The sequence below is a fragment of the Pontibacter korlensis genome, assembly GCF_000973725.1.
Classification (GTDB): Bacteria; Bacteroidota; Bacteroidia; order Cytophagales; family Hymenobacteraceae; genus Pontibacter; species Pontibacter korlensis.
Map to the genome: position 1 here is coordinate 110,295 of NZ_CP009621.1, position 21,670 is coordinate 131,964.

Sequence of the window (21,670 nt, forward strand, 5' to 3'; positions counted from 1 at the left end):
GTTTCCCACAGTTACCCCCTCACACACAACACGTTATACATTTTGTATGATTTTCAGAGATAAAGGTTGCCTGATTGCCAAGTCTTATCCGCCTAAAAACTAAAAAACCTGCACAAAAGACTTTAGCAGCCTCCTGTGCAGGTAAAATTATTTACAAAGTATTTTCAAAAGCTATCCCTAACTCAAGCAAATCCAGGTAGCCATACAGATCATATTATTTATTAATCGACATGTTCTTTAGTATCTCATGTCCAAGCTTATCGCGCTTGGTAGTCAGATACTTCTGGTTATGTTCGTTTGGAACTACCTCAATTGGCACACGCTCCACCACTTCTAAGCCGTAGCCCATCAAACCGGTTCGCTTGCGGGGATTATTAGAGATAAGGCGCATTTTAGTAATGCCAAGGTCGCGTAGAATTTGCGCTCCCACACCATAATCGCGCTCATCCATATCAAAGCCAAGCTCCAGGTTTGCTTCCACTGTGTCTAGCCCCTGCTCCTGTAGCTTGTAAGCCTTCAATTTGTTTATCAGACCAATACCGCGGCCCTCCTGGTTCATGTACACAACTACTCCTTTGCCCTCGCGCTCAATCATGCGCATGGCTTCATGTAGTTGTGGGCCACAGTCGCAGCGGCAGGAACCGAAAATATCACCGGTAACACACGAAGAGTGTACGCGCACCATTACCGGCTCATTCTCTTCCCAAGTGCCTTTCACCAAAGCCAAGTGCTTGGCACCGCTGCTGATCTGGGTAAAGGCATACAGGTCGAAATCACCGTAGTCTGTTGGCAACTGTACTACAATCTCACGGTCGATCAGGCTTTCCTTCTTCAGGCGGTAGGCAATCAGGTCCTTGATGGAGATTAATTTCAGGTCGAAGCGCTCTGCTACTTTTACCAGATCCGGCAGACGGGCCATAGTGCCGTCTTCGTTCATGATCTCGATAAGCACACCGGCAGGTGCCAGTCCGGCCAGCCTGGCAAGGTCTACAGCAGCCTCTGTATGGCCGGCACGACGCAACACGCCTTCCTTTTTAGCCTTGAGCGGGAATATATGGCCGGGCTTGCCCAGTGAATGTGGATCTGTATTCGGGTCTACCAGTGCCTGTATGGTTTTGGCACGGTCAGAGGCTGAAATACCAGTGGTGCAACCATGCCCGATCAGGTCTACCGATACGGTAAACGGCGTAGCGTGCAGGGCTGTGTTGCGGCCTACCATCAATTCCAGGCCCAGTTCATCGCAACGCTCCTCTGTAAGGGGCGCGCACATAAGGCCACGCCCATGGGTAGCCATAAAGTTTACAATCTCAGGGGTAATCTTCTCGGCAGCGCAAATAAAGTCACCTTCATTTTCGCGGTCATCGTCGTCCACCACAATTACCACCTTGCCTTGGCGTATATCTTCAATGGCAGACTCAATGCTGTCAAGCGGCCTGATATCACCAGTTGTATTGGTTTCCATACTTATTCCATTATGCCCACACCACCATAGAGCAGTGCAGCGCTGTTATTTTTTATAGAGCGTCACAAAATTATAAAGTTTATGCCGCAATGCCGTTATTATTTATATAACAGTTCTGGAGGCAGATTAGTTGAGGAAGAAGATAATTGATGTGGCACTGTATACCCTGAAAAGCAGAATTTTACCGTGTACGCCACTTTTGTGGCTAATAAAAATAGCGTAAGTCACTAGAGCAGAAGGGATAGCGCCTATTATAATTTGATATAAGAAACCTACTTATTTACCACGATGCCCAGCAGTTCTCCCAGTTGGTTTTCGAAAGACTTCAGGTTGAGAATGTAGTTAAGCTGGCGATCCTGTTCGGCAGGATCGGTAACCAGGCGCAGCTTCTCCATTTCAGATTTTAGCAGCATCTGAACCTTAACGCGCTTCAGGCGGAGTATAGCCCGCTCAATACCATACATGAGCAGGTCCTCCTCGTGGGGCACATAAATCTGATGTGTTTCCCAATTGTGGCTCAGGTCATAGCGCGTAGAGATCAGTTCAATCACCTCGGCACGAATCTCATCATCAGCGTCGTTCACAAGATCCTCTCCTTTTACCACATAGCCTTGTTGAAGCTGCTGCAAAACCAGGTTGTAAAGCTTTACATAGATCGGCTCCTCAAACTCAACGTCCTCGAGCTGCTCCACCATGTATTGTGTTACCGTCTGCTGCTCATCTACGGGCTTAGAGCCATAGTTCACCATCAGCCGGATTACCTCCCGCTCATATCTTTTCAGGATGTCGGCATCAGAAGCCGGCTTCTCTGGCTCTGGTGCCGGAGCAGGTGGCGCAAAATCAGGTTCCGGACTTCCAGATTTGTGCTGTTGCTGCCGTCCCTGCAGGTGCATCTTGTTGTACTCTGAGATCAGTACCTGCTCATCTATATCGAAAATGAGGCTACAGCTACGGAAGAATACGGTACGCTTGATGGCATCGGGAATTTTGGCGATGGAGGCCACGACTTCCTTTATTGCCTCGGCTTTCCTGACAGGGTTACCAGCGGCCTCTTTGGCATAAAGGCTGGTTTTAAACGATATAAAGTCCTGTGCGTGCTCCTTTAAGTATGTTTTAAAGGCCGTATCACCTACTTTCTGAATGTAGGAATCAGGGTCCTCCCCTTCCGGAAAGGTCACCACATTCACGTTGAGGCCAAGCTCCAGAATCAGGTCTATCCCACGCAAAGAGGCTTTTATACCTGCCGCATCACCATCGTAGAGCACTGTGATGTTTTCGGTATAGCGCGAGATGAGCTTGATTTGTCCTTCGGTAAGCGAAGTACCCGAGGAAGCCACTACGTTCTCGATGCCCCCCTGGTGTAGTGAAATCACATCAAGGTAGCCCTCCACCATGTAACACATGTCCTGCATGCGCATGGCTTGCTTTGCCTGAAACAGACCGTAGAGCACATTACTCTTGTGGTAGATATCAGACTCCGGGGAGTTCAGGTACTTCGGGCTCTTCTTATCGTTAGATTTTAAGGTACGGGCACCAAAACCTACCACGCGTCCCGAAACGTTGTGAATCGGGAACATCACACGGCCCCGGAAGCGGTCATACTTCTTGCCATCTTCCTTAACAATGGTAAGGCCGGTAGCTTCCAGGTACTGCTGCTTGTACCCTGCTTTAAGCGCGGAATCGGTCAGGTCTGTCCATTCATCAAGGCTGTAGCCCAACTCGAACTTTCGGATGGTGTTTGCGCTCAGCCCCCGCTGTTTTAAATAAGACTGCCCTATACTCCCCTGCTCATGTTCGTGCAGGCGCTGCTGGTAATGTTTGGCGGCAAAATCAGAAACAATAAACAGGCTGTCGCGCTCGCTCTGCTCCCGGGCATACTCCGGGTCGTGCTGCTCTTCTGGTATCTCGATGCTATACTTTTTGGCCAGATACTTAATGGCCTCCGGAAAGCTGGTGCCCTCCACGTCCATAATGAACTGCACCGAGTTGCCCGCCTTGCCACAGCCAAAGCACTTGTAGATGCCTTTGCCCGGTGACACTGAAAAAGACGGAGACTTCTCGTGGTGGAACGGGCAGCAGGCCCACATGTTCTGCCCCTTTTTCTTCAGCGACACAAAATCGCCTACCACCTCTGTAATATCGGCCTGGGCAATAACCTGGTCAACTATTTCTTTCGGGATGAGGGACATAGGCAAAAAGTATAAGCAGATGACAAAGATAAGGGTTAATGTTTGAAGAGCCAGCAGGTAAAAAATTAACTTTTCCGGCTATTCTTCTTGGCTGGTGCTCATCCACAGCTGTGCAACCAGCTCCGGCTTCAAAGCACTCAAAGGCTGTCACACCTCGGTAAGCAACATTATAGCCAAACAAGCGGAGCCTCGGCAAAGCCTTGTTTCCAGGCAGGCGAGAACATGATTTTAGGCAGGAGTGTAAGAACCTAGCTAACAGAACGATCTAAATTGAAAAATCAGAATAAATATAAAATCTTATTTTTGACCTGATCACGCGCTACACCAGCATCCTATGAAGAAACGCTTTCCTTATTTCCGAAGCCTTGCCACGCTTATACTTATCCTTCTTGCCTCAGAAGCTCAGGCACAACAACTCGTCTGGGAGCCGCGCCAGGACCTGAATATTCTTCTTCCCTCATCCATAAAAGTATATGAAACCAATGGCCGCTTAAGCGACGGGGCACCTGTTCGGGCTATGTATGCTAGTGTAGACCTGCGCGATGAAAACCTAAAGCTGCGGGCAGTGGGCAACCCTGCCAGGCGGCAAACAACACTGGAGCATTATGTAGACTTTAATGCCATACTTGCTATCAACGGAGGCTACTTTGCTCCTAATAAATCTGTGAGCCTCTACATTTCAGACGGAGAACTCATAGAGCCTGGCATCCGCAAGTCTGGGGATAATAGTATTACCCGTGGGGCCTTTGGCATGGTGAACGGCAGGCCGGACATCACCTGGACCTACAATCCGATTCAAAACCTTATCTACCAGTATAACCAGCCTAACCAACCGGGGCGGTCAGCGCCTAAAGCTAGAGACGGTAAACTGTGGCTCCCAAGCCAGGCGGTGGGTGGTGGCCCGATGCTGGTAAAAAAAGGAAATATAGTGGATGTTGGTGCTATAGAAGGCTTCGGTGCAGGCCACCTGGCACGACACCCCCGAACAGCTATTGGTTACCCAAACGAGCATACCCTGGTGATGCTGGTAGTGGACGGGCGCCAGGGTGCCAGTGCCGGGGTAACCATTCAGGAGCTGGCCCAAATAATGCAGGACCTTGGCTGTGTGGATGCTGTGAACCTGGACGGAGGCGGCTCCTCAGCCATGGTAGCGGCCGGCGAGGTCGTCAACATTCCGACAGACGTGCCGAACGGCAACCGCAACAGTCTACGCAAAAACGCCAATGCTTTGGTTCTGACAGAGCAGCAGGAAAGGCCAAAGCGTGAGGTTACCTACATCGATACCGACAGCGAGCACTACACCGAATATGGCCTCTGGCGCAACACCAACCACGCCAGCTACTACGGCACGACCCTCTCGCGACAGGCATCTGCAGGGAGTTCCTACAACAAAGCAAAGTATGCCTTTACAGGTATAGCCAAAGGCAACTACCAACTTGCTGCCTGGTGGACAGTAGACACTGCCAGCAATGCCCGTTACGTTCCTTACGTGCTGCACCATAGCGGAAAAACAGACACCCTGCGGGTAAACCAGAAAACCTACGCCACCAGCGGCCGCTGGAATGTGTTGGGCAACTATCTACTTGGTCCTGGAGATTACCTCGAACTGTTAGGGCAGGGAGAAGGCAAAAAGATAGTAGCTGATGCTGTACGTTTGGTGGCTGTAGAGAAGTATCCGGAGCTGCCTTTGCGCCGGGGCGACCTGCGCCTGGCTGTGATCAGCGACCTGAACTCCGGCCTCGGAGCTGCCACCTATGAATGGCAGGTGGACAGCATCATGCAGCGTATCCCGCGTATTTGGCAGCCGGACCTGGTCGTATGTGGTGGCGACATGGTGGCAGGACAGGGCATATCGGAAACGGAGACGCTGGAGAAAATGTGGCGCGGATTTGATGAGCACATCGCTGCCCCGCTGCGCAAAGCTAATATTCCCTTCGCCTTCACGCTCGGCAACCACGACGGCTCCCGCGCTTTTACTACAGAGCGCAACGCAGCCGGCACTTACTGGAGCAAACCAGAAAACCTGCCACAACTCAAGTTCATTGATAAAAGCCACTTTCCCTACTATTACGCTTTTATGCATGGCGATGCCTTTTTTGTTTCCTGGGAGGCTTCTTCGCCTGAAATAACTGCGGATAATCTGCAGTGGATGGAGGCGCAGTTTTCAAAGCCAGAAGCGCAGCGGGCCAAGTATAGATTTGTGCTGGGCCATATGCCACTCTACAGCGTGGCACAGGAGCGGGATACCAAAGGCAATCTCCTCGAGCATCCTGAAAAGCTGCAGAAGCTACTTGAAAAGTATAAAGTACACACCTACTTCAGCGGACACCAACACGCTTATTACCCGGGCAAACGCGGTAAGCTAGAGCTACTGAATGCCGGGGCGGCAGGCTCCGGCCCTCGCTCCTGGCTCACCTTGGACAAAGCACCAGTTAATACTGTCACATTAGTAGATATCTTTTACGACCAGGACACGCTCATCTACACTACATATGATATAGCTAAAGAAGCCTCGCAGGACATGGCTGTGTTTGATGCAAAGGTATTGCCGCAATTTATGGAGGGGGTAAATGGCCACCTCATCCGCCGTGATGTAAGTATAACGAGCAAAGCTTCCGGCACTTTCTCTGCGTTTCATCAGTCCAATGCTTCTTCAACAACCGGCACGGGCTCGGCAGGGGTACAGGTGCGCAGTGGCAAAGCTTTCGTTACAGGTGAGTTTGGTCATCTGCAAGGAAAGGTCACTTCCGTCGCTTTGTACCGTGGCAGGCATGCTGAGCAAGGCCAGCTGGTAGCAAACCTCAAGACAAAGACCCGTAAGGGACGCAAAGGCAGCTTCAGCGGAAGTATAGATTTTAACGAAAATTTTAAGGAATTGCTGTCGGCAGGCGCCTTTTATATTAACATACAAACTGATAAATACCCTGAAGGTGAGCTGCGGGCACAGCTATACCCTGCCACCAATCAAGCTCCCGAGGCTGTAGCCGTTAGTTCTCACAATAGCCGCAATACATATGCCGTGCGCCAAACAGAAGCCCTTTTTGGCGTCAGCTGGCCCAAAGCGAGAGACCAGGACGGTGATTTTGTATCCTACACCTACCAGCTAGCAACCGACAAGGCTTTCCAGAGCATCATTTTGAACAAGCCTACCGGTCGCGTTACAAGTATAAAACGAAGCGAGCAGGATTGGTACGCTTTGCTGCAGGGAGCTGCCGAAGGAGAGGCTGCAACTTTCTACCACCGCATCATCGCCTCCGATGGCAAGCACATCACCTATGGCCCGGCTAAAGCTTTCCGGCTGATGAAGAGCAATGAGCCGCTGGAAGATTTTGTAGAGGTGCCGGCACCTAGTTATAAGTTTGATGGCAAAATAGCAGAAGGTGCCGGCTACGGAGCCAAATGGGACAAGTATGGCAAATTATGGCTGGCCAGCTACAACGGCACATTACAAATCAAGAATACTGATGGCACTGATGCTCCCTTCTCCCCTCTAGAAAAGGTCCATGTAAATGGGGAGGAGTACAGCCTTAAAACAATTGGAGGTATGGGTACAGACATAGATGGCAACATATTGATTGCGCGTAACAGGCATCTACTCAAAATCAATGCTGCCACAGGTGAAGGCATGGCTGTATGGGAAGTACCTGCCGGCCGAAGAGCCATCACCTCGCCCCGCGTGAACGACAAAGGAGAAATTTACGCGATGTCGCTGTTTGGAGAGGATCCTAATTACGTGCTGAAGCAAAGTGAGAAACAGCCGCATACTTTCGAGTTGATCCGCACCATCGAGCTACCGGAGCGCATCCTGGCCCGCGCGTTTGCCATGACACCGGATGGCAAGACGCTGTACTTCCCAAGCCCCGGGAGCCCCTACATACAAGTATACTCCAGCCAGGACGGCGTAAGGTATAAACAAGAGGAGAATGTTACCAGTATTGCCGCCGGATGTAATGCCATCGAAGTTGGCCCTGACAACACCCTCTGGACAGCCGTGCGCGCAAGCGGCGTGGTGCCCTCCACCTTTCACCAGCGCGATGAGCAAGGCAAGAAAATGTGGACGCTCGAGCTACCGGAACTGAACGGTGCCGAGGCCCGCGGCCTGGGTGTGTCCCCGGATGGCAGCACGCTTATTTTCTGCAGCTGGGACAAGGGAGGTGGCTTTTACAGGTATGTGCTGCAGGCCCAAAACCCGACTGATCAGCAAGAGCCGGGCGCTAAAAAAGAAAGCCCGCTCCCATGACGGGAGCGGGCTTTTCTGCCGGGAAGCTATTGCCTCCTATCTTTGTTCCTTCAGCGTGATGGTTCGCTCCACACTGTTGAAAGGGCCTGGGATAAGCCGGGCTTTACTTCCACCAGCACAAGAAGCTGCCAGAAAGATCGTGCCCTGTGCTTTTGCGGCCTGCACTTGCTTCTTTCTACAGGTGCTGCGGGAAGCCTGGCCGCTTCCGTGTCCAGAACAGCGGCCAGGACAAGTGCAGGCCAGGCTACCGGTTCCAAGCGTATCAACACCTTCCATGCCCCTGGAGTAAATAAGCCAGCGCTGTCTGCCGGGTGGCTGTATTTTGCTTGCTTACGGCCAGGGACAGCGCCTTGCGGGTGCCGACAAAGACCACCAGCTTCTTTGCCCTGGTAATGCCGGTATAGATCAGGTTCCGGAACAGCATGCCGAAGTGCTGGGTCACGACAGGGATGATGACGGTCTCAAACTCACTGCCCTGCGATTTATGAATGGTGATGGCATAGGCCAGCTCGAGCTCGAGCAGGTTTTCTTTCGAATAGTTTACCTGCTTTTCCTGCTCCCCTGCCGTAAAACGCACCGACAGCTCCATTTCCTCGTTATCCACCCCGCTGACCAGGCCGATGTCCCCGTTGAATACATTTAGATCATAGTTGTTACGCTTCTGTATTACCCGGTCCCCCTCCCGAAAGATCCTTCCCCCTACTGTCAGCTGGGCCTTGCCCGCTGCTGGTGGATTTACTTTCTCCTGGATCACTTTATTGAGGTTATGGGTGCCCAGGCTGCCTTTGGTCATGGGCGAGAGGACCTGTATTTCGGCTCCCCTGCCAAAGTACTTGGGAATGATCGCCTCATAAAGCTTTTCGACCATCCCTACGGCCGACAGCCCATAGTGCAGCGAGGACCAGGGATGCACACGCCGTAGAACCTCTTTGAGCTCCTGGCTGTAGCTGCGGGCCTCGAGCAGCGCGTCAAGGTCGACATGGCTGAACTTGGCCGGGATCGACAAATCACTGCCCTGGCTGTAGGGGTCGCTTTCCGGCTCGGCTGCCTGTCCCTGTTTGCCGGTAGCCTTTCCGGCCTTCTCACCGGATAGTCGCTTCACTTTAGAGATAAACCGCAGCTCCTGGGCGGTAGCCTCTTCTGAATCAATAAACAAACAGTCTTTCTTCTCCTGCCAGACCTGAGGGACGTGAAAGGGAGAGGCTATCCGGGGCAAGACACCCTGGTTGATCTGGTGGGCATAGGAGATGATGAGCGACTCCTGGGCCTGCCTGAACACCTTTGTCAGGCGCATACAGGGCACCACCCCGGAGGCGATCATGTCTTTGAGTACATTGCCCGCTCCCACGGCCGGCAGCTGGTCGGCATCCCCGATCAGCACCAGCTGCCCCTGCGGGGGCACTGCCCGCAAAAGGGAGGCAGCCAGGTGCACATCCAGCATGGAGCACTCGTCGATGATGAGCACATCGGTACGCAGGGGGTCCAGCTCGTTGCGCTTGAAGCCCCCTGTCGAAGGGTCCCACTCGAGCAGTCTGTGGATCGTTCTGGCCTCCAGTCCAATCACCTCGCTCATGCGCTGGGCGGCCCTGCCGGTGGGAGCGGCCAGCATCACTTCCCGTCCCTTGGCCTGCAGCAGCCCCACCAGGGCACGGGTGGTGGTGGTCTTGCCGCAACCCGGCCCCCCTGTGAGAATGGAGAGGCGCTCGGTGGCCAGCTGCAGCACACTCTGCCGCTGCTCCTGGCTGAGTGTGAGCTGCTGCTGCCGGCAAAAGGCCTCCAGGTCCTGCATGAGGCGCCCGGGATCGAGCCATCGAGGCTGGCCGGTCATCTCACTGACCCTGGTAGCAATATACTGCTCGTCATAATACAGGGAGTGCGCATAAAAGCACTTCTGCGCCGCGCCGCTCTCATCGGGCAACAGCCTGACCTTAAGCTCCTGCTTACGTTCCATTTCTCCAAGGCCAGCCTCGATGGCGGCAGGGTCAGCCAGCGACAGCAGCTCAGCCACAGCTTCCAGGATCTGCTGCAGGGTCAGGTAACAGTGGCCCTCCTCCCGGGCATGGTGCAGCACGTGGCTGATGGCTGCCTGGATGCGCTGCGGGGAATCGGCAGCAAGGCCCAGGCTCAGGGCCACCTTGTCGGCTGAAAAGAAGCCGATGCCGTAGATGTCGGTGGCCAGGCGGTAAGGGTTGCCCTGAACGATCTCGATCGCCTTGTTGCCATAGGTTTTATAGATCTTGACAGCAAACAGCGTGGAGATATGGTGGGACTGCAGGAACAGCATCACGTTCCGGATCTCCTGGTGCTCTACCCAGGCTTTGGTGATCATCTCCAGCTTCAACCTGGCAATGCCTTCTACTTCGGTAAGCCGGGAGATGCTGCTTTCAAACACGTCCAGGGTCTTATCCCCGAAGTGCTTTACAATACGCCTGGCTGTCACCGGCCCCACGCCCTTGATCAGCCCCGAACCCAGGTACTTCTCCAGCGCATTGGCCGTGGCAGGCTTTCGCTCCACGACCCTGGAGGCTTTAAACTGCTGGCCATAGACAGGATGGTTGACCCACTCCCCGTAAAAGTCCATGGTGGCCCCGGCAAACACTTTGGACTGGTGGACAATCACGGTGAGCTCCTCATGCGGCCGCTGAAAGCTGTTGACCTTCAGCACAGAATAGCCCGTCTCCACGCTGTGAAACGTGATGCGCTTTACAATGCCTGCGAGTTTTTCCAACCCGGCTGATGCCTGTGCGTCAAGTGCCTGCATATGCTTTGATAAGAAAACCAAAGGTACAACGACTTTGCTTGAAGTTAAAACCGAGCCTGGGAAAGCACGGTATATGATTTATCCTACGGCCTGAGGCAATGATAAGTGCATTCCAATCTATGCACGCACTTCTCCCCTGGTACGGAGCATGCGGTCTTCCCTTAAAGAGGCCGCACAGTAAGCCAGCTGGCAATCCCAGAGCTTCTGGATGATGTAGGCCAGGTGGCGGGCGATCTTGCCCCGGTTGATTTGTGCTTCTTTGAGTTCTGAGCCCGGAGCTTGGTGGAGTCGCCGGCCAGCAGCTCCCCGCCTATCAGGTTAAAGTGCCGGGCCAGCTTCACGGTGGCGCGGAAGACGCGGGTGATGGCCTTTGCCTTGTGCTTACGGAAACTGGCGAACGTGTTATGGTCGGGCGCCAGCTGGCCCAGGAGCCACATCACTTCAATGTTGCAGTGGCACTCCCGTTCCAGGCACCGGGAGGAGCGGATGCGGTTGAGGTAACCGTAAACCAGCAGCTTCAATAAAACAATGGGATGGTAGGCAGGGCGGCCGTTTTCGGGAAAGTCGCTGCGGCTACAGGCTTGTTTGAATGTTATAGCTCAAGCAGGATAAGTGTCTTATCACCTGGCCATTTAGCTTGATGCCTGCATTAGTCTAAAACCAGACGCGCCCACCCAAGCCCCCGTAAGAGTGAGCACCTGGTTGTTAAGCTCGAAGCCTGTGGCACAGGCTGCTATACCAGAATAGGCATTGTGCAGGGAGATAACCATGCGCATGTCGGCGATAACGGTAAGTATACATGACAGCTAGCCGGTGAAGATGAAACCCAGCTGAAGATGAACCCAGTCTCCATACTTCAGCGTTAGGATCCATTTCTACCAGTGCCTAAAACGGGATCGCATTTTGCTCATTATAAGAAAGTATGATGGCCATTCATCCGTTGATCCAGATACCTTTATTTAAACTTGTGGCTCCCAACCTTTCTCATATTCACGACTCCATAATGCCATGGCATCCCGATCATACATGCGTCCTGATTTCTCATCGATCGAAAAACCTTTACCAGTGCGGTAAGCTATATTGGCGTAGTGCACCATCGCCATACTGATGGCAGCATCGTCAATTGGGGCATGTAATTTCTCTTTGCCACGAACAGTATTAAAAAAATTAAGCACGTGCGCAGTGGAGGTATCTCCGCCACCTCCCAAAGCGGTACCAGCTTCGTTTGAACCTGCTATGCTTTCTTTGATCACTTTACCACTAAGATCTGTCATCTCATATTTTTCCCTATCTACAAAAGCGGCACCCTCGCTGCCATAAATAATGGTTCCACGTCCTTTGCCATAGGTGTTATAACCGTTACGGCTCTTTCCATCCCACTGGATGACTTTATCATCATGGAAGTTGAATGTTGCTTCCATGCTGTCATACATTTCCCATCCATCATCTTTAAAATGACGTTTTCCGGCTTCTACACGGGCATGTTGGGGAAAACTTACCTGCAGGGCCCAACGGGCTATATCCAATTCATGTGTCGCGTTATTACCAGCTTCACCGGTGCCGTAATTCCAGCCGTACCAGTGCCAGTTATAGTCCCAGGTGTCAGAAGTATAATCCCTGTGGATGGCTGGCCCCTGCCATAATTCCCAATCAAGCCCCTGCGGAACCGGAGCCTTTTGCTGTACAGGTACAGGTCCCCGGGAATTGACATAAAAAGCCACTGCTTTGTATGGTTTTCCGATTGCACCATTATGAATATCCTTGATTAACTCAATCGTATGAGCTGAGGAACGTTGCTGGTTTCCCATCTGTACTACTTTACTATACTTTTTGGCAGCTGCCACCAGCAGTTCATTTTCATGCATGTTATGGCTGCAGGGCTTCTCCACATACACATGTTTTCCAGCCTTCATCGCCATGATAGAACTTGGTGTATGCCAATGATCGGGCGTCGCATTGAGTAGAACATCCACTTTCTTGTCATCAAGCACTTTCCGGATATCAATCGCAGTTTTAGGTGTATAGCCAATACGCTCCGAAAAGCTTTGTAAGGCTTTATCCCGTTGACTTGCCATTACATCGCACAAATACACCAACTCCACATTGGCACTTTTCAGCGCTACCGGTTCTATATAAGCACCTACTCTTCTTCCTAGCCCGGCAATAGCGACCTGTATTCTATCGTTAGCTCCTATGATTTTCTTATAGCTCTTGGCTGACATAGCGCGTGCAGGCCCTGAAACAGCTAGCGCAGCAGCACCCAGCATTGTTTTTGTTATAAAATTCCTTCTTGTAGTCATTTTATCTCAATATTCTTATAACGCTTTGATTTTGATATTCTTGAATGAAACCTGGTCCCCATGATCCTGCAATAGGATTCGCCCTTCTTCTAATTCCCCAAAGTTTGGCCACTTCCTATATTTGCTTTCCGAAACCAGCTTTCTGAAATGCTCACTGCCGCGTTCGTACTCTAACACTTTAGTCCCATTCAGCCAGTGTTCTACATGATTATCTTTTGAAACGATGCGCGCGGTGTTCCATTCACCCACAGGATTGATTGGTTTACCAGCATCGGCTTTGATAAGATCATAGAGTGAGGCAACCGTACGGCTACCTTCATGATTGCCTAGCTTTGCATCAGGATGATTCTCATCATCTAAAATCTGATATTCTAGGCCAATGGAAGATCCCGCACCTTTGTTGATAGCAGTATCAACGTAGTACTTTATGCCACTATTCGCCCCTTCTGTTAATTTGAAATCTACTTTTAGCTCAAAGTCTCTGTAAACATTTTCTGTAACTATATCACCACCTGCAGCAGATTCAGCCCCACCGCTTGCCAGTACTGTTAGTACACCGTCTTCTATCACCCAGCCATTTTTCGGGAAATCATTTAATCTTGCTCCGCGCCATCCTTCGGTGGTCTTACCATCCCAAAGCAGTTTCCAACCATCTTCCTTCTCTGCTTTGGTTAGTTGGTTTTTCGTATTAAAAACAGGTGCGTCACTTTTCATATTATGTTGCTCCAGGCTATCTGTCAAAATCCTCACATTTTTCCACATAATCTGTTTTCCAGGCGCCTCATCATCTCCAATGGCATGCACCTGTAAAGCTATAAAGCCTTCATGGGTCATATCATCAACCAGGTTTGCAGCTGCTACACCGTTCACCCAGGTTTGAATGGTATCCCCTATGGCTTCAATCCTGTAATGATTCCAGTCGTTTTTTTTGTAGGCACTTTGCGCAGAAGCATTCAGAGTCAAAGGATAGAGCCAACCTCTTCTTGCTTCGTCATAAATGCCGCCACTCCATGCCCGGTCGGAAGGATCAATTTCTACCTGGTAGCCATGTACACGATTATTTTGATAACCAGGCTTACTCTCGCTTCTGATTTGTATACCTGAATTCATACTTGGATCAGCTTTGAGATCCAGTTCCATTATAAAATCACCATATGTTTCCTCAGTAGCCAGAAACGAATTAGGTGTTCCCGAAACAGTAGTCCCAATAACCACCCCATCTTTCAATTCGTACTTTGCCTTTCCATTCTTTTGGCTCCACCCAGAGAGACTTTCCCCGTCAAACATTGGCTCTCCGAATGCTTTCTGATCCGGGGATTTACTCGAGCAGCTTATGATGAATGGAGCGCTCAACGCGACGACTAAAAGTTTTTTTAATGAAGTTTTCATATATATATTATTTATTTTTTATATAAACCACAGTACTCCTTCCCTTCATAACTTAGCTGACTTTTAACTACTTACCACGTTTTAACCTCCCAACACCTACTGCATGCCCTGTTTAAGGTAAAGTAGCCTTTTTTCAATATGTCCAGTGCCAAAGCCCTTTCTTTGGCAAGAGTACCCTCCCTTCTCGCAGGATAAGGAGGCTTGAAACTGTTGCTGTCAGTAGGGCACAGCCAAAAACACTTAGAGCCTGGGGGCAAAAAAATGATTTTCTCTGTCCTGCCCTGCGTATTTTCCTATCTACCCGCTTGTGTAGCAGTACCACGTTCATGATTGATTTCCTTTGGCGTATACCCCATGTAGGTATAGGTCAATACCCTTACAACTTATTCAACTCCTCTACTGTGAAAGCTTCTTGCCTGTCTTTCAGCCTTAGCCTCACCTGGCCCACTTCTTCTGGGTGGATTATGCCCGCATCATTTTGCCAGGACTTCCTCACGAAGCTGAGCAGTTGGGCAATGTCTTCGTTGGACAGGGACTTATCGTAGCCAATGCCAGGCATGTCGCCGTTTATTTCCGGTGCCCGGTACAGGTGGCCGTTTACGCGCACCGGCCCTGTCAGGCCAAAGAGCACAATGGAGATGAGCTTGGCTTTCTCCCCCGTTACCCACTCCGACTGGTTCAGCGGCGGCGCCAGGGATCTGACACCGTTACCGTCCGCCCCGTGGCAGGTCTGGCAGGTGGAGGCATATACCGCCGCCCCTTTCGGGAACTCCTTCAACAGCGCTTGCGTATCGTTTTTCACCTTCTTACTCTCGATATTGTCCAGCACGCGTTGCAGCCTTTTGTGAATGGCCACCGAGGTGTCTGCCACAAAGGCTGTGATTTGCTTTTGAAGCGCTTTCTCCCGGTCCTGATAATTGCTTATCAACGCGTCTGCCACATAGTCATTTGCCTGGTACGTTCTGGCTAACTGCTGCAGTAGATTTTGGGCGGCCGCCTGATCATAGCGCTGGAGATGGTTTGCCAGGAATGCCAGATAAGGCGCTGCCAGTGTGTCGTTGCTCGACACCAGCTGTTCCAGCACCGGCACATACCGCTTCACATTTGTACTGTCCATAACCGATGGCAGCACACTCAGTGCCTGCATCCGCACAGGCCATGCGGGTTGCCTTAGCAAAGCAAGAACTTCATCTGCCTGCAGGGCTCCCAATCCTTCCAGCGTCCAGAGCGCGTGCATGGCCTTCAATGGCTCCTTTGTATTACTGGCAGCCTGTCGCAACGCCGGGATAGCCTGCCTGTAGTTGCGGTCCAGGAGCATTTGCTGCGCATTGTCCCGCACCCAGCCGTTCGGATGGCCCAGCAACCTGACCAGCTGCTGCGGGTTTGCCGGCAGTTTTACAGGTTTGGCTTCTTTGTTTTTGGGAGTGATCCTGTAGATGCGGCCATATCCTAGGGGTTGCGTTAAGTCACGGCGGCCGATTTCTTTCTTGAGGTAAGTGGTCAGGTAGGTTTTGTGCTGGATGATGCCGCGGTACATGTCTACCACGTACAGCGCGCCATCCGGAGCGTTGTACAAACTTACTGGGCGGAAGCGTTCATCAATACTGGCCAGGAACTCTTTGCCTTCGTAGGCCTGCGCTCCGCTGGTAACATAGCCGTTTTCGTCCAGCAGGTTGCGCTTGATGAGGTTTCCGGCCGGCTCGGCCACGAATACGTTAGAGGCATACTCTTGCCCGAACAAACCGCCCCGGTACACCACTGGGCTGCTGGCGGCCGTAAAATTGGCCAGGCGCAGGCTCTCATCCAGGATACCTTCCATATACCCCCTGTTTACGCCAGGGGTGGGCCGGAGGGGGTACACCCTATTGTTGGCTACTATTTTCTCATTGAACCCGGATACACGGCGCTGATTTTTGTTTGTCGCCCCGAAACCCGGCGTGAAGTAGTCCCCCAGCACGTTCTCCGAGTTATTGTTATAGTACAGCCGCCCATAGTTGTCCTGGGCAATGCCCCACTGCCCCCGGAAATGCGTCTGCTCTACCTTCCACCTGTCCCCGGCCTTTCTGTAACGCTTTGCGGATTTGGCGTTGTAGATCCAGTTGTCCAAGGCCCGGAGCAGGCCGTTTGGCTGGTGTTCCACATTGCCGCCCTCAGCGTAGGCTGCATCCACCAGGGTCTTTTTCCCCGGCTTGTCGTCCTCTATTTCGTAGAACCACAGGCTTGGCGGCTCGGCCACCAACACGCCATCATCTACCAGGCAGATGGCCCGCGGCAACACCAAGGAATCCAGAAACACCTTCCGCTTGTCGGCCACCCCATCGCTGTTGCTGTCTTCCAGGATCACAATTTTCCCGTTCGGCACTTCTTCTCCCGTTCCTAGCGTATCGGGCATGTAGCCTTGCATTTCCACCACCCACATGCGCCCTTCATAGTCGAAGGTCATGGCTACGGGTGTGTTTACCAGGGGTTCTGCCGCTACCAACTCTACGTTGAATCCGTCAGCTACCTGCATCAGGTTTATGGATGCCTCCGCCGGCACCACTGGGGAAGACTCCAGGCTAACCCTGGCAGCTTCCTCTGCCGTCACTTCCCCGGGTGTGTTTACAACTTGTTGCTTATTTTTAGAGCCACTGCCCTGGCAGCAGTATAGCGTACACGCCATGGCAGGAAGAAGGAGCAAATGCAGATATTTCTTCATTATGATTAACTGAGTCTCAGTTGGTCTTGTTAAGTGTTTCCTCTTAGAAAATACCATAAAGGTTGCAGGAGATAATTCTTGCAGGAGATAATTCATTTCCAGGTTAGGCGCTGCTACACATTGCTGATGCGATTGCACCTTAAGTAAACCGGCGCCTACAACCCTCCCGGCTTCATGTGCTTGGTCAGATAGTGTATAAAGTGTAGAATAAGCCAGGCTGTGAATTTTTACGCTGCCACTACCCGCACTAATCATTCTTGCACTAAATATATAAAATTACAAATGCCAAAGAAAGCCCTCGCCCTTGGGGCTTTCTTTGACGCTTTGGTAAGTTTTTTAAGGGTAAAGATGTCTGCCTCCCCATGAATGAAGTACGCCGGGGTTTAATAGCGCAAGCTGTCGTTCAAGAAAATCACCCCAGCCATCATTGACTTTACTCCCATTTTTTTGTGGCCTGCAGCATAAAGAAAAAAGTAATCATCTCCGTTATACCTGTCCTTAGTGTCCTTTTCATTGTCATAGGCGCTTGCCAACTTCTACCAAGAGGCGGGGGCTGGCGTTGAGTGCTGCCTGTCGTACTTTTTAATGACGCGCATGAGCTGGCCCTCTTTCCTCGCGTCCTCATAGGGGGAGGACCCTATACCTCCAGTTTATCTATTGACTCTTGGCCTTTGGCCTTCTGGGCCAGACACCTGACTGTAGGCGTGCGCAACCCCTTCATAGAAGTTTACAACCTGGGAGTGGCCTATAAAGGCAGAGAAAAGGTCTGGGCGGGCCTTCGACCAGCACAGAGCCCCAGGAGGTTTCTACAAGGGCTATTTTCCGCTTGCCCAGGTGTTAGGACAGGTATTCGGCAAGCTTAATCCCATCGGCTGTCATCTGCTCTAAGGTCAGAAGGTTCTCCATTCAGTAGTCCTCTGTTACCGTATCGGGTGCATTAGGGCCAAATGTTCTTCCTGCTCCGGGCTGATCCCCCAATACACAGCGGCTTTTACTGGCACAGTTAGCCTTCCTGGGCTCCTGCAGCCGTTCTCCGGTTTATCCTGCAGAAGAGAGCCCACAGATAAGTAAACTGCTTCTGTTGAAGGAAGATGCCTGCAGGGATAGGTTTAGGGCAAGAATTGTTCCTGCAGGGATTTTCACACTAGTTCTGTTCATTTGCCAATCTGCTTCTGGCAATTTCGATGGATTGATGCAGCTTTGCCTGCAGCAGCTCTTTCGGCGGGAGTTGGGTAAGGTAGTCGGCCACGCGAATGTTGCTTTTATCCAGTTGCAACAGCTCTACATGTTCCTCGTTCTTACCGGTGCAGAGGATAAGGCCAATCGGCAGGTTCTCCCCTTCCACCATTTCATATTTCTCCAGGTACCGTAGGTACAACTCCATTTGCCCTTTGAAGCCAGCCTCAAACTCACCTATCTTTAGGTCAATGGCCACCAGGGACTTCAAACGCCGGTGGTAAAAAAGCAAGTCAATATAGTAGTCACGATTGTCAATGATTATACGTTTCTGACGAGCCAGAAAGGCAAAGTCACTTCCCATCTCAGTGATGAAGCGTTGTAGTTCAGCCAATATGGAGGACTCCAGATCTTTCTCAGAGTAAGTATCTGCCAAACCCAGGAAATCAAGGACGTACGGATCCCGGAATACCAGGTCAGGTGTAAGCTGGCTGGATTCCTTCAGCTGCTGCAGGTCACTCTGGATAGTGATTTCCGGTCGCTTAGAGATCGCTGTGCGCTCGTAGAGCATGGATCTTACCCGGTCCTGCAGGGTGCGTGAGCTCCACTTCTCTAGCCTGCACATCTCAATGTAAAAGTCGCGCTTCAGCTCATCGTCCAGATAAATGATAGTCTTGATGTGCGTCCAGGTTAATTGTCTCCGCAGTGCGGAGACAATCTGCTCGTCTTTGAATACACTGGCAAAACGGATACAGTGCAGCAGTTGCTTTTGGCTCCACCCAGCACCGTACTCCAGCGTCAGCTGCTGGGCAAGTGTCGTGACTATTTGCCTGCCATACTCAGCCCGGCTGTTTTTTAGTATCTCATCGTTAACGCGCTTGCCAACCAGCCAGTAAAGCAGCGTGATTTCAGCATTGACCGTAGAAGCCACTTTCTCACGGCTATGCGCGATAAGTTGCTTAATATCATTTACAAGCAGTGTATTATTCTGTGTTTCTTCCATTGTCAAAGGTAAGGAGTCTGCTATACACGTTCATGACAGGTGCTTGCAGGAATACACAACGTGGCGCCCATAGTGATTGCACAACAGGTGTTGCGTAAATATAAGAGCTAAAAAAGTAGAAGGAAACTGATTGATTAATTCCCCTACTTCACAGTGAACCTGTTTAGGGTTTTTCTATTTTATTTATTTTCTGATAAACAATACTATAAAAGCAAGGAAATGGAGCGCCATCCAATTGCTGGCTTTTGTCTCGAACCTGATCAGCAGTGCCTTGAAGCTTTCGAGCCAAGCATGGGCTTGCTCCACCACGCTTCTTCTCTTGTAGAGCTGCTGGTCAAAGTACACATAGCTTCTAAAGCAGTACCATTTCTGGGATTGAAGGCAATATTGGCCTCTCTCGGGGCAGGTGAGCAGATCAACTTCATATAAACAGAGCCTTCATACCGGCACAAGCCCTTTCACCTCCTTTCGTATCCTGTTAAAGTTTTCCAGCAGTAACTGCTCTTTTTGCTGTGCGGAGCCGAAGTCATAAAATATTGGCAGCGCAGGATACAGCTTTTCTTCTTTGTGCAGGCGGGAAAGGTCAAGGTTTATTTTACAGTGGTAAGTGCTGGAAACATACTTCCCGTTATACGTTTCGCGCTCCGTGGCCACTTGCCCCACCATCTCACCTGTCTGCAGGTGCGCAATCTTTGCCGCCGGGATAAGCGGCCCCATCTCCTCGCTCATGCTCACAGAGGCACGGTTCCTCTCCAGGCTCAGCCCCTGCTTGAGCTGCCTGACCCGGCCAAAGAGCTTTTCCAGCCAGTCCAGCGTTTCCCTGTTTCGGGCAGAGCCCGACAATACGTTGGCTGCGACCGAGCAGATCGTTTCAGCAGTCTCTCTGCCATACTGCTGCCTGAGCTGGGGTAGCTCCTGCAGGCCCAGCAGCACAGCGATCCGGTTGCTTCGGGCTGTTGCGATCAGGCTCTCTACCCGGTGCAGGTAAAGCGTGGGAGCTTCATCCACAACCAGGGCGCAGGGTAAGTTGCCCCTGGTGTTAATCAGCCTGCTCATACGGTTAAGCACCAGGGCATTGCAAGCACTGTTGATGCTTTGGGTGGCCGGGTCGTTGGCGATCACCAGCACGGCAGGATGTGCCGGATCAGAGATCCCCAGCTCAAAGTCATCTCCTGATAAGACCCAGAAGGTTTCCTTGGTGGCCAGGCGGCCGATGTTTACTTTCAAGGTGCCGATTTGCCCCTCCAGTTGCTCAAAGGCCCGGTTTTTATAGGCCGTGGCAAAGGGAGAGAGCAGGCTCTCGAGCTCGGGCTCAGAAAAGAGCGTGTGGAAGATCTCTTCGTAGCTCAAATTCAGCAGGGCCAGCACGTGCGGGAACGAGGAGTAGCGTCCCTGCTGGTGGCGGCTTAGAAAATAAATGCAGCTGGCAAGAAAGTTCACAGCTGACTGGTTGAAAAACTGGGCAGCGCCTCCTCCCCTGTCTCCCTTGCGCAGGGCCTCGAGCAGGGCCTCGGCTGTCTCGGTGGCATCGGCCAGCGTGGGCAGGTACTCCGGCTTCAGGGGATTGCACCGACTGCTGTAGGCAACAGCGTGAAAGTTGAGTACATGAAAGCGGTGATTTTTCAACATACCCTTCTTCCTGCCCAACAGGTAGTGGTAATAGGTCACGCGGGCCAGGTCCGGGAACTTAAAGTCGTAGACCATCATCGAAAAGCCTTTGGCCAGCAGCTGCCGGATAAAGGGGAGCACCACCGAGAAAGACTTGCCCGACCCGGGCGTGCCAATAAGCAGCGTGCCCCGGAAAGGGTTTACCAGGTTAAGCCAGCCACGCTGCAATCTTTTTTTATAATAGAACAGCATCGGGATATTCACTGAGTAGGGCGTACGAACACATTTTACCGGCTGGGCAAAGGACTCATTCTCCACGTTGAACCTGTCCTGCAGGAGCCGATGCTGCAGGTGCTTGGACACGTTATCCAGGGCTATGTGCACGAGCACGGCTCCTGTAAGGGAGAGCAGGAAGTAAGCTGCATCAGACAAGGACACACCGGGTAAGAGCATGCGGCTGCCTGGAGTAAAGTAAAGCAGGCCTGCCCCAAAGAAAAATGCGCAGCCCATGAGCAAAGGAAGGAAAATGTGCCGGAGCAGGTCCAGGGCCAGCTCCTTTTTGGCCTTTGTGCCCATGCTCACGATCAGGATCAGGGCAAAGGTAAAGGTTTTTGAAAGGTAAATGTCTTCGTAAATCACAACGCGCTTCAATCTGTGCAGCACGGGCTCCAGCAGGTAAAGGGCAGGAGCATCCCAAAACAGGAAAACGGCTCCCTCCACGACAATTGAAAAGTAAATAAGTCCCTGCAAAAAAGCGTAAAGCTTTTTGAGTTCACTTGATTCTTCCATCTTACTACTGCGAAATGAGGTGATAAAAGAGGGTGGGACACACCTGCCTTTCCAG

Annotated in this window: 11 protein-coding genes and 1 pseudogene; 1 reads left to right on the forward strand and 11 read right to left on the reverse strand. The window is 51.6% G+C overall.

Features of this window, described 5'->3' with window-relative positions; all coding sequences use genetic code 11:
- Positions 1-214: 214 nt before the first annotated feature.
- A complete protein-coding gene (locus tag PKOR_RS00490) occupies positions 215-1,462 on the reverse strand; it encodes a bifunctional 3,4-dihydroxy-2-butanone-4-phosphate synthase/GTP cyclohydrolase II (RefSeq protein ID WP_046308602.1) in 1,248 nt (415 codons plus the stop codon).
- 272 nt (positions 1,463-1,734) lie between these two features.
- Entirely contained in the window at positions 1,735-3,651 is a 1,917-nt protein-coding gene (gene dnaG, locus PKOR_RS00495; RefSeq protein WP_046308603.1) for a DNA primase, read from the reverse strand.
- A 334-nt stretch (positions 3,652-3,985) separates the two neighbouring features.
- Between dnaG and PKOR_RS23255 the strand changes: the two genes are divergently transcribed.
- Positions 3,986-7,891 carry a phosphodiester glycosidase family protein gene (locus PKOR_RS23255; protein WP_052738643.1) on the forward strand — a complete coding sequence of 1,302 codons (3,906 nt, stop codon included), beginning with the start codon at positions 3,986-3,988 and terminating at the stop codon, positions 7,889-7,891.
- Positions 7,892-8,153: 262 nt separating this feature from the next.
- Here the strand turns inward: PKOR_RS23255 and recD2 are convergent, their stop codons facing one another.
- The 9 genes and pseudogenes from recD2 to PKOR_RS00545 form a co-directional block, all read right to left on the reverse strand.
- Complete coding sequence (gene recD2, locus PKOR_RS00510; protein WP_046308605.1) at positions 8,154-10,652, reverse strand: SF1B family DNA helicase RecD2; 2,499 nt, start codon at positions 10,650-10,652, stop codon at positions 8,154-8,156.
- 362 nt (positions 10,653-11,014) lie between these two features.
- Positions 11,015-11,209 (reverse strand): annotated as a pseudogene (locus PKOR_RS26170) (transposase); the annotation flags it as partial.
- 75 nt (positions 11,210-11,284) lie between these two features.
- Positions 11,285-11,428, reverse strand: coding sequence for an NAD(P)(+) transhydrogenase (Re/Si-specific) subunit beta (locus PKOR_RS23920; protein ID WP_084694671.1), 144 nt, complete (start codon positions 11,426-11,428; stop codon positions 11,285-11,287).
- A gap of 183 nt (positions 11,429-11,611) precedes the next feature.
- Positions 11,612-12,952, reverse strand: a complete 1,341-nt coding sequence (locus tag PKOR_RS00520) for a Gfo/Idh/MocA family protein (protein ID WP_046308607.1) — start codon at positions 12,950-12,952, stop codon at positions 11,612-11,614.
- Between the two features lie 15 nt (positions 12,953-12,967).
- Complete coding sequence (locus tag PKOR_RS00525; RefSeq protein ID WP_046308608.1) at positions 12,968-14,341, reverse strand: 3-keto-disaccharide hydrolase; 1,374 nt, start codon at positions 14,339-14,341, stop codon at positions 12,968-12,970.
- A 376-nt stretch (positions 14,342-14,717) separates the two neighbouring features.
- Complete coding sequence (locus PKOR_RS00530) at positions 14,718-17,039, reverse strand: DUF7133 domain-containing protein (protein WP_046313852.1); 2,322 nt, start codon at positions 17,037-17,039, stop codon at positions 14,718-14,720.
- 1,144 nt (positions 17,040-18,183) lie between these two features.
- Positions 18,184-19,218 (reverse strand): PDDEXK nuclease domain-containing protein, encoded by a 1,035-nt coding sequence (locus PKOR_RS00535; RefSeq protein WP_046308609.1) that lies wholly within the window; start codon positions 19,216-19,218, stop codon positions 18,184-18,186.
- A 183-nt stretch (positions 19,219-19,401) separates the two neighbouring features.
- Complete coding sequence (locus tag PKOR_RS25950; protein ID WP_338047508.1) at positions 19,402-19,563, reverse strand: transposase; 162 nt, start codon at positions 19,561-19,563, stop codon at positions 19,402-19,404.
- 93 nt (positions 19,564-19,656) lie between these two features.
- Positions 19,657-21,615 carry a type IV secretory system conjugative DNA transfer family protein gene (locus PKOR_RS00545; RefSeq protein WP_046308611.1) on the reverse strand — a complete coding sequence of 653 codons (1,959 nt, stop codon included), beginning with the start codon at positions 21,613-21,615 and terminating at the stop codon, positions 19,657-19,659.
- Positions 21,616-21,670 lie beyond the last annotated feature (55 nt).

Excerpts from the sequence above, each read along its gene's own strand:
- PKOR_RS00490 (WP_046308602.1), bottom strand. The coding sequence starts at position 1,462 with ATGGAAACCAATACAACTGGTGATATCAGGCCGCTTGACAGCATTGAG.
- dnaG (WP_046308603.1), bottom strand. The coding sequence starts at position 3,651 with ATGTCCCTCATCCCGAAAGAAATAGTTGACCAGGTTATTGCCCAGGCC.
- PKOR_RS23255 (WP_052738643.1), top strand. The coding sequence starts at position 3,986 with ATGAAGAAACGCTTTCCTTATTTCCGAAGCCTTGCCACGCTTATACTT.
- recD2 (WP_046308605.1), bottom strand. The coding sequence starts at position 10,652 with ATGCAGGCACTTGACGCACAGGCATCAGCCGGGTTGGAAAAACTCGCA.
- PKOR_RS23920 (WP_084694671.1), bottom strand. The coding sequence starts at position 11,428 with ATGCGCATGGTTATCTCCCTGCACAATGCCTATTCTGGTATAGCAGCC.
- PKOR_RS00520 (WP_046308607.1), bottom strand. The coding sequence starts at position 12,952 with ATGACTACAAGAAGGAATTTTATAACAAAAACAATGCTGGGTGCTGCT.
- PKOR_RS00525 (WP_046308608.1), bottom strand. The coding sequence starts at position 14,341 with ATGAAAACTTCATTAAAAAAACTTTTAGTCGTCGCGTTGAGCGCTCCA.
- PKOR_RS00530 (WP_046313852.1), bottom strand. The coding sequence starts at position 17,039 with ATGAAGAAATATCTGCATTTGCTCCTTCTTCCTGCCATGGCGTGTACG.
- PKOR_RS00535 (WP_046308609.1), bottom strand. The coding sequence starts at position 19,218 with ATGGAAGAAACACAGAATAATACACTGCTTGTAAATGATATTAAGCAA.
- PKOR_RS00545 (WP_046308611.1), bottom strand. The coding sequence starts at position 21,615 with ATGGAAGAATCAAGTGAACTCAAAAAGCTTTACGCTTTTTTGCAGGGA.